The 1,110-nt window shown below is 61.4% G+C and carries 1 protein-coding gene; it reads left to right on the top strand.

Going from position 1 to position 1,110, the window contains the following annotated elements:
* Nucleotides 1–981, top strand: a 981-nt coding sequence (locus OC610_RS27835) for a glycogen/starch/alpha-glucan phosphorylase (RefSeq protein WP_264432783.1), incomplete at its 5' end; no start/stop codon positions are given.
* Nucleotides 982–1,110 lie beyond the last annotated feature (129 nt).

The raw sequence follows: 1,110 nt of genomic DNA, 5'->3' as shown, positions 1-1,110 counted from the left end.
GCCCTTGGCCCGAGCGTGCTCGACAATCCCGAAGAGCGTTTGATCGAACTGGAGCCGTTCGCCGACAAACCGGCGTTTCGCAAGCAGTTCGCCGAACAGCGCCTGCACAGCAAGAAGGCCTTGGCCTACCTGATCCACGAACGGCTGGGCATCGCCGTCAACCCGGCGGCGATGTTTGACGTGCAGGTCAAGCGGATCCACGAATACAAGCGTCAGCTGCTCAACCTGATGCACACCGTGGCGCTGTACCAGGCGATTCGTGCCGAGCCGGAAGTGGATTGGGTGCCGCGGGTGAAAATCTTCGCCGGCAAGGCCGCCGCCAGTTACCACCAAGCCAAGCTGATCATCAAACTGACCAACGACATCGCCCGGGTGGTGAACAACGACCCGACCGTGCGCGGCTTGCTCAAAGTCGTGTTCCTGCCCAACTACAACGTCAGCCTGGCCGAAAGCATCATCCCGGCGGCGGACCTGTCGGAGCAGATCTCCACCGCCGGTTTCGAGGCCTCGGGCACCAGCAACATGAAGTTCGGCCTCAACGGCGCGCTGACCATCGGCACCATGGACGGCGCCAACGTGGAAATGCACGAGCGTGTCGGCGGTGACCATATGTTCATCTTCGGCCTGACCGCCGAGCAGGTGGAAGCGCGCAAGCGCAACGGTGAATTCAGCGCCGCGCCGGACATCGCCGCGTCCCATCGCCTTGGCGATGTATTGCAAGCGATTCGTGGTGGCGTCTTCTCGCCGGACGACCCGATGCGCTACACCGGGCTGGTGGATTCGCTGGTGGATTACGACCGCTTCCTGGTCTGTGCCGATTTCGACGCCTACTGGAACGCCCAGGCCAAGGTCGAAGAAAGGTGGCACGATTCCAAGCAGTGGTGGCGCTCGGCGGTGCTCAACACCGCGCGCATGGGCTGGTTCTCTTCGGACCGGACCATCCGCGAATACGCCACCGATATCTGGAAAGCCCTGGAATAACAGTTGCAAGAAATGTGAGCGAAGCCCAACGGCGGTTGGGCTTCGTCGATATACTAAGCGCCAGATTCGCCGGGTTGCGGTGTTAGTTCAGTCAAAGATATCCACTGTGGGAGCGAGCTTGCTCGCGAT

The organism is Pseudomonas agronomica (genome assembly GCF_025917275.1).
In the GTDB taxonomy this organism is placed as follows: Bacteria; Pseudomonadota; Gammaproteobacteria; order Pseudomonadales; family Pseudomonadaceae; genus Aquipseudomonas; species Aquipseudomonas agronomica.
This window is presented reverse-complemented; position numbering and strand designations above follow the sequence as displayed.